This is a genomic window from Pseudomonas sp. Mn2068 (genome assembly GCF_049319725.1).
Taxonomy (GTDB): Bacteria; Pseudomonadota; Gammaproteobacteria; order Pseudomonadales; family Pseudomonadaceae; genus Aquipseudomonas; species Aquipseudomonas gingeri.
This window is the reverse complement of record NZ_JBMOUG010000010.1, coordinates 203,585-210,967: the sequence shown is the minus strand read 5'-3', so window position 1 is coordinate 210,967 and position 7,383 is coordinate 203,585. Positions and strand designations below refer to the sequence as shown.

Genomic DNA, 7,383 nt, shown 5'->3' with positions numbered 1-7,383 from the left:
GTTGAATCTCAAGGAGTTTTCCGTTTCGACTGCGCCGGAAGTGGGGCGAATTATAGGCCCATGGAATCTGCCGTCAACCCTTATTTTCATCTTTCTGTCACAAGGGTCAGAAACAGCGCAGAACACGCTCCCTGTAGGAGCTGGCTTGCCAGCGATGGGGCCAGCAAGCCTTGCAGTGCCCAGAAGGACGCCATCGCCAGCAAGCCGGCTCCTACGGTTTAGGTGTTGCCCCCAAAATGGGTGGACGACGACATACCTGTAGGAGCTGGCTTGCCAGCGATGAGGCCCGCAAGCCTTGCAGCGCCTAGAAGGACGCCATCGCCAGCAAGCCGGCTCCTACAGTTTGGGTGTTGCACCCAAAATGGGTGGACGACTACATAGTTGTGGGAGCTGGCTTGCCAGCGAAGGGGCCAGCAAGCCTTGCAGCGTCCAAGATGACGCCATCGCCAGCAAGCCGGCTCTCCTACCTATATAGAAGAGAGCAGGGCGCCTAGAGCACCCCGGCTTCCCGCAACCCGGCCACCGTCTCCGGTGTCAGGCTCAATACCCGCTGCAGAACCTCCAGCGTGTGCTCGCCCAATAGAGGAGGGGCATTACGATATTCCACCGGCGTCTCGGAAAGCCGGATAGGACTCGCAACCTGCGGCACCCGCCCGGCCAGGGCATGGGGCAGCTCGATGGCCAGCCCACGCGCCTGTACCTGGGGATCGGCAAACACCTGCGACAGATCATTGATCGGCCCGCACGGCACACCGGCCTGCTCCAGCTGCGTCACCCACTCGGCCGTCGTCTTGAATACGGTGGCCTGGCGAATCAGCGGAATCAGCACCGCGCGGTTGGCCACCCGCAGCTTGTTGGTGACGAAGCGCGGATCGTCCGCCCATTGCGGCTGACCCGCCACCTCGGCGAACTTGCGGAACTGCCCGTCATTACCCACCGTCAGGATGAAGTCGCCATCGGCGGTAGGGAAGTCCTGGTACGGCACGATATTCGGATGGGCATTGCCCAGGCGCTTGGGGGCCACCCCAGTGGTGAGGTAGTTCATCGCCTGGTTGGCCAGGCATGCCACCTGCACATCCAGCAAAGCCATGTCGATATGCTGCCCGCCACCGCCATGATCCCGATGGGCCAGGGCCGCAAGGATCGCCACGGTCGAGTACAGGCCGGTGAGGATATCGGTCAGGGCCACGCCCACTTTCACCGGACCGGCACCTTCATCGCCCTCCGGCCTGCCCGTCAGGCTCATCAGCCCGCCCAGCCCCTGGATCATGAAGTCATAGCCGGCACGCTTGGCATAAGGCCCGGTCTGACCGAACCCGGTGATCGAGCAATAGATCAGGTTCGGGTTGAGCGCCTTGAGCGATGGGTAGTCCAGGCCATAGGCCGCCAGCCCGCCGACCTTGAAGTTCTCGATCAGGATATCGGACTTCATCGCCAGCTCGCGTACCAGGCGCTGGCCCTCGGGCCGGGTGAAGTCGATGGTGACCGATTGCTTGTTGCGGTTGGCCGACAGGTAGTAAGCCGCTTCGCTGGTGTTCTCGCCGTAGGCGTCCTTCAGGAAGGGCGGCCCCCACGCACGGGTGTCATCGCCGTTGCCCGGGCGCTCGACCTTGATCACCTCGGCCCCCAGGTCCGCGAGGATCTGACCGGACCAGGGTCCGGCCAATACCCGCGACAAATCCAATACCCGCAGATGCGAAAGCGCGCCCATGAGCCGAGCTCCTGTCAGTAGAACGCCTGGAGGCCGGTTTGCGCACGCCCGAGAATCAGCGCATGCACGTCGTGGGTGCCTTCATAGGTATTCACCACTTCCAGGTTCACCAGGTGACGAGCGACCCCGAACTCGTCGGAGATGCCGTTGCCGCCGAGCATGTCCCGCGCCATGCGGGCGATGTCCAGGGACTTGCCGCAGGAGTTGCGCTTCATGATCGAAGTGATTTCCACCGCCGCCGTACCTTCATCCTTCATCCGACCCAGGCGCAGGCAGCCCTGGAGGGCGAGGGTGATTTCAGTCTGCATGTCGGCCAGCTTCTTCTGGATCAACTGGGTGGCAGCCAACGGGCGACCGAACTGCTGGCGATCCAGGGTGTACTGGCGAGCGGTGTGCCAGCAGAATTCGGCAGCGCCCAGCGCGCCCCAGGAGATGCCGTAGCGGGCGGAGTTGAGGCAGGTGAACGGACCTTTCAGGCCACGGACATCCGGGAAGATGTTCTCTTCGGGGACAAAGACGTTGTCCATGACGATTTCGCCGGTGATGGAGGCGCGCAGGCCGACCTTGCCGTGAATCGCCGGGGCGCTCAGGCCTTTCCAGCCTTTCTCCAGAACAAAACCGCGGATATCGCCGGCATCGTCCTTGCCCCAGACCACGAACACATCGGCGATCGGACTGTTGGTAATCCACATCTTGCTGCCGGTCAGGCTGTAGCCGCCTTCGACCTTGCGCGCACGGGTGATCATCGCCCCGGGATCGGAACCGTGGTTCGGCTCGGTCAGGCCGAAGCAGCCGATCCATTCGCCGGAAGCCAGTTTCGGCAGGTACTTCTGCTTCTGCGCCTCGGTGCCGAACTCATTGATCGGCACCATCACCAGGGAAGACTGAACACTCATCATCGAGCGGTAGCCCGAGTCGACGCGCTCCACTTCACGGGCGATCAGGCCGTAGCTGACATAGTTGAGGCCGCTGCCGCCGTACTCGACCGGAATGGTCGCGCCCAGCAGCCCGACCTCACCCATTTCGCGAAAGATCGCCGGATCGGTCTTTTCATGCCGGAAGGCTTCGAGAACCCGTGGCGCCAGCTTGTCCTGGGCGAACTGCTGGGCGGTGTCACGAATCATCCGCTCCTCTTCAGTGAGCTGTTGATCCAGCAGCAGGGGATCGATCCAGTTGAAGCTAGCTTTACCGCCCATGGGAGAGTCCTCGCGAAGTAGGTCAAATATCGTGGATTGATCCTAGGCGTCACCCGAGGATCCGGCAAACGAGGATTTCGCATGCTGTTGTGCTAATTTCTCACTCCGAAAACCTTTTGAACGCCTTTTCGACCCATATTTAGTGAGGTTGCCGTATATGCGCAGGAAGATCCCCAGCACCGCCGCGCTGGTCAGCTTCGAAGCCGCCGCCCGCCATGAGAGCTTTACCAAGGCCGCGGTCGAGCTTTCCCTCACTCAGGGCGCGATTTGCCGACAGATCGCCAGCCTGGAAGAATTCCTCAGTGTCGAACTCTTCCGACGTTCACGACGGGGCGTGAAGCTGACCGAGGCAGGTCTGTCCTACAGCCGCCGTATCGCCACGCAACTGGACGCGGTCGAACGCGACACCCTGTCCGTCATGGGCCAGCAGGGCACCAATGTGATCGAACTGGCGGTGGTACCGACATTCGGCACCCAATGGCTGTTGCCGCGACTCAAGGATTTCCAGCAACAGCACCCGGAAGTCACGGTCAACCTGACCAACCGCACCCGGCCGTTCCTGTTTGCCGATACCGACTTCGACGCCGCCATCTACTTCGGCGATGCCGACTGGTCGGGTACCGAATCCCATCGCCTGATGGGCGAGAACCCGATGCCGGTATGCAGTCCGGCCATGCTCGGCAACCGCCAGAGCCTGAGCGCGACGCAGATCGCCGAATTGCCGCTGCTGCAACAGACCACACGGCCCTACGCCTGGCGCCAGTGGTTCAACGCCCAGGAACTGAATATCCCCCGCGACATGACAGGCCCGCGCTACGAGCTATTCTCCATGCTGGCCCAGGCCGCCATGCACGAGATGGGGATCGCGCTGATTCCACCGTTCCTGATCCAGCGCGAACTGGCCGAGAAACGCCTGGTGATCGCCAACCCCAATGCGCTCTCCAGCATCAAGGCCTATTACCTGATGATTCCCGACCGGAAAGTCGAATCGGCGTCTTTACGGGCTTTTCGTGACTGGCTGGTAAACCAGGCACAAGGCTACAGCCTGCTTTCCTGAAGGCTTTCCGCCATTACTTGACCTCGTAGTCAGTAAAACAAAAGCCCTACAGATATAAGAATATGTCGCCTTTAAGCAGACTGTACCTACTCCCCTCAAACTTGTACGAAAGTGCCTGATGGCAAGGGCTACAGCCCATATCGCCTGCAATATCGACTTATTCATGTCGCCGATTCGAAATTTCTCCATTTCCAGCCAGAATCCATGTGAGGCCTCTATTCTGTGGGCCTGCGGCCAATCCGTGCGACATTCAGTCACAGGGTGACTTGTAGTTAATATTGCGTCACCTTTCAGAATCTCTTGAAGGGGGCAGTTTTCGCCTGCAAAATGCCGCGCCCCGCCTCGAAACCGGCGGGATCGTGCTGATCGGCCGCTCCAGTCGCACCATCCGCAGTGCGCTGGCCTTCTTATAAAAAAGATCACGCAGGAGATTTGACGTGCACATTGGTGTTCCTCTCGAAACCCAGACGGGTGAAACGCGGGTTGCTGCAACCCCGGAAACCATCAAGAAGCTGGTCGGCCAAGGTCATAGGGTCACTGTGCAAAGCGGCGCCGGGCTCAACGCCAGCGTTGTCGACAGTGCGTATGAGGCAGCAGGCGCCACTATTGGCAGCGCCGCCGAAGCCTTTGCCGCCGAGCTGATTCTCAAGGTGGTCGCCCCCAGCGACAGTGAACTGGCGCTGATCAGGCACGGTACCGTGCTGGTGGGCATGCTCAATCCGTTCAGCAATGAAACCATCGCCAGGCTGGCGGCCCAGGGCATTACGGCCTTCGCCCTGGAGGCCGCGCCACGTACCTCCCGCGCGCAAAGCCTCGACGTGCTCTCGTCCCAGGCCAACATTGCCGGCTACAAGGCCGTGTTGCTGGCCGCCCATCACTACCCGCGCTTCATGCCGATGCTGATGACCGCGGCGGGTACCGTGAAAGCCGCCCGCGTGCTGATCCTCGGTGCCGGCGTGGCCGGACTGCAGGCAATCGCCACGGCCAAGCGCCTGGGTGCGGTGATCGAAGCCTCGGACGTGCGTCCGGCGGTGAAGGAGCAGATCGAGTCCCTCGGAGCGAAGTTCGTCGACGTGCCCTACGAGACCGATGAAGAGCGCGAATGCGCAGTCGGTGTCGGCGGCTACGCACGGCCGATGCCGGCCAGCTGGATGCAGCGCCAGGCCCAGGCCGTGCACGAACGCGCCAAGCAGGCCGATATCGTCATTACCACCGCACTGATTCCCGGTCGCAAGGCACCGGTGCTGCTGAGCGCCGAGACGGTCGCGCAGATGAAGCCCGGCTCGGTGGTCATCGACCTCGCCGCCGCCCAGGGCGGCAACTGCCCGCTGACCGTGGCGGACCAGGTGGTGGTCGAGCACGGCGTGACCATCTGCGGCCCGACCAACCTGGCCGGTGAAGTCGCGGCGGATGCCTCGGCGCTGTATGCCCGCAACCTGCTGGATTTCCTGAAGCTGGTCTTCAACAAGGAAGGCCAGTTCGAAGTGAACCTCGAAGACGACATCGTCGCCGCGTGCCTGATGTGCCGCGACGGCCAAGTCATCCGCAAAAACGCCTAAGCAGGGATTCAGACGATGGAAGAGCTTATCTCCCCCGGTATCTACAACCTGATCATCTTCGTGCTGGCGATCTATGTCGGTTACCACGTGGTCTGGAACGTGACACCCGCGCTGCATACGCCTCTCATGGCAGTGACCAACGCCATCTCGGCGATCGTGATCGTCGGCGCCATGCTCGCCGCCGCGCTGACCGTGACCCCGCTGGGCAAGACCATGGGCACCCTGGCCGTGGCCCTGGCCGCGGTAAACGTGTTCGGTGGCTTCCTGGTGACGCGCCGCATGCTTGAGATGTTCAAGAAAAAAGCCCCGAAAGCCGTAAAAGAAGAGGCGCCGAAGTAATGAGCATGAATCTCGTAACGACGCTCTACCTGATCGCGTCGATCTGCTTCATCCAGGCGCTCAAGGGCCTGTCGCACCCGACCACGTCGCGGCGCGGCAACCTGTTCGGCATGCTCGGCATGGCCCTGGCGATCCTCACCACCATCGGCCTCATCTATAAGCTGGGGGCCGAACTGGCTACCGCGGGTATCGGCTATGTGATCGTCGGCCTGCTGATCGGCGGCACCGCCGGCTCGATCATGGCCAAGCGCGTCGAGATGACCAAGATGCCGGAGCTGGTGGCGTTCATGCACAGCATGATCGGCCTGGCCGCGGTCTTCATCGCCATCGCGGCGGTGGTCGAGCCGCAATCCCTGGGCATCGTCAAGCAACTGGGCGACTCGATTCCGGCGGGCAACCGCCTGGAGCTGTTCCTCGGCGCGGCGATCGGAGCAATCACCTTCTCCGGTTCGGTGATCGCCTTCGGCAAGCTGTCGGGCAAGTACAAGTTCCGCCTGTTCCAGGGCGCACCAGTACAGTTCGGCGGCCAGCACAAGCTGAACCTGCTGCTGGGCCTGGCAACCCTCGGTCTCGGCGTGACCTTCATGCTGACGGGCAACCTCGGCGCCTTTGCCCTGATGCTGGCCCTGGCCTTCGTGCTCGGCGTGCTGATCATCATCCCCATCGGCGGCGCCGACATGCCGGTGGTGGTGTCGATGCTCAACAGCTATTCCGGCTGGGCAGCGGCGGGGATCGGCTTCTCGCTGAACAACTCGATGCTGATCATCGCCGGCTCGCTGGTCGGCTCAAGCGGGGCGATCCTCTCGTACATCATGTGCAAGGCGATGAACCGTTCGTTCTTCAACGTGTTGCTCGGCGGCTTCGGCAACAGCGCGGACGCCGCCGGCCCGGCCGGTGCGAAAGAGGCGCGGCCGGTGAAATCCGGTTCGGCCGACGATGCGACTTTCCTGCTGACCAACGCCGACACGGTCATCATCGTGCCCGGCTACGGCCTGGCGGTGGCCCGTGCCCAGCACGCGCTCAAGGAACTGACCGAGAAACTGACCCACCGCGGCGTTACCGTGAAGTACGCGATCCACCCGGTGGCGGGGCGCATGCCCGGGCATATGAACGTGCTGCTGGCCGAGGCCGAGGTGCCTTACGACCAGGTGTTCGAGATGGAAGACATCAACTCCGAATTCGGCCAGGCCGACGTGGTGCTGGTGCTCGGCGCCAACGATGTGGTCAACCCGGCAGCGAAGAACGATCCGAAGTCGCCGATTGCCGGCATGCCGATTCTCGAGGCCTTCAAGGCCAAGACCATCATCGTCAACAAGCGCTCCATGGCCAGCGGCTACGCCGGCCTGGATAACGAGCTGTTCTACCTCGACAAGACCATGATGGTCTTCGGCGACGCGAAGAAGGTGATCGAGGACATGGTCAAGGCTGTCGAGTAAAACCTTGCCGTAGCGCAATACCGAAAACCCCATCCTTTATTAGGGTGGGGTTTTTCTTTGCCCGCAGAAAACCGACCGAAGGCTC

The 7,383-nt window shown here is 62.0% G+C and carries 6 protein-coding genes; 4 read left to right on the top strand and 2 right to left on the bottom strand.

All coding sequences use genetic code 11. The features are described from left to right. Positions 1 to 490 precede the first annotated feature (490 nt). Positions 491 to 1,711 (bottom strand): CaiB/BaiF CoA transferase family protein, encoded by a 1,221-nt coding sequence (locus ACL9RJ_RS22460; RefSeq protein WP_017129169.1) that lies wholly within the window; start codon positions 1,709 to 1,711, stop codon positions 491 to 493. A gap of 14 nt (positions 1,712 to 1,725) precedes the next feature. After that, positions 1,726 to 2,907, bottom strand: coding sequence for an acyl-CoA dehydrogenase (locus tag ACL9RJ_RS22455; RefSeq protein ID WP_017129170.1), 1,182 nt, complete (start codon positions 2,905 to 2,907; stop codon positions 1,726 to 1,728). A 157-nt stretch (positions 2,908 to 3,064) separates the two neighbouring features. Between ACL9RJ_RS22455 and ACL9RJ_RS22450 the strand changes: the two genes are divergently transcribed. The 4 genes from ACL9RJ_RS22450 (at position 3,065) to ACL9RJ_RS22435 (ending at position 7,298) form a co-directional block, all read left to right on the top strand. After that, the gene (locus ACL9RJ_RS22450; RefSeq protein ID WP_212810327.1) at positions 3,065 to 3,964 is read left to right on the top strand and encodes a LysR family transcriptional regulator; all 900 of its coding nucleotides are present in this window, start codon (positions 3,065 to 3,067) and stop codon (positions 3,962 to 3,964) included. Positions 3,965 to 4,401: 437 nt separating this feature from the next. Beyond that, positions 4,402 to 5,523, top strand: a complete 1,122-nt coding sequence (locus ACL9RJ_RS22445) for a Re/Si-specific NAD(P)(+) transhydrogenase subunit alpha (RefSeq protein ID WP_212810326.1) — start codon at positions 4,402 to 4,404, stop codon at positions 5,521 to 5,523. 15 nt (positions 5,524 to 5,538) lie between these two features. Continuing rightward, complete coding sequence (locus tag ACL9RJ_RS22440) at positions 5,539 to 5,862, top strand: NAD(P) transhydrogenase subunit alpha (RefSeq protein ID WP_003187010.1); 324 nt, start codon at positions 5,539 to 5,541, stop codon at positions 5,860 to 5,862. Beyond that, on the top strand, positions 5,862 to 7,298 hold the full coding sequence (locus ACL9RJ_RS22435; RefSeq protein ID WP_017129173.1) for an NAD(P)(+) transhydrogenase (Re/Si-specific) subunit beta: 1,437 nt from the start codon (positions 5,862 to 5,864) through the stop codon (positions 7,296 to 7,298). The genes ACL9RJ_RS22440 and ACL9RJ_RS22435 overlap by 1 nt, the downstream gene beginning before the upstream one ends. Positions 7,299 to 7,383 lie beyond the last annotated feature (85 nt).

Excerpts from the sequence above, each read along its gene's own strand:
- ACL9RJ_RS22450 (WP_212810327.1), top strand. The coding sequence starts at position 3,065 with ATGCGCAGGAAGATCCCCAGCACCGCCGCGCTGGTCAGCTTCGAAGCC.
- ACL9RJ_RS22440 (WP_003187010.1), top strand. The coding sequence starts at position 5,539 with ATGGAAGAGCTTATCTCCCCCGGTATCTACAACCTGATCATCTTCGTG.
- ACL9RJ_RS22455 (WP_017129170.1), bottom strand. The coding sequence starts at position 2,907 with ATGGGCGGTAAAGCTAGCTTCAACTGGATCGATCCCCTGCTGCTGGAT.
- ACL9RJ_RS22435 (WP_017129173.1), top strand. The coding sequence starts at position 5,862 with ATGAGCATGAATCTCGTAACGACGCTCTACCTGATCGCGTCGATCTGC.
- ACL9RJ_RS22460 (WP_017129169.1), bottom strand. The coding sequence starts at position 1,711 with ATGGGCGCGCTTTCGCATCTGCGGGTATTGGATTTGTCGCGGGTATTG.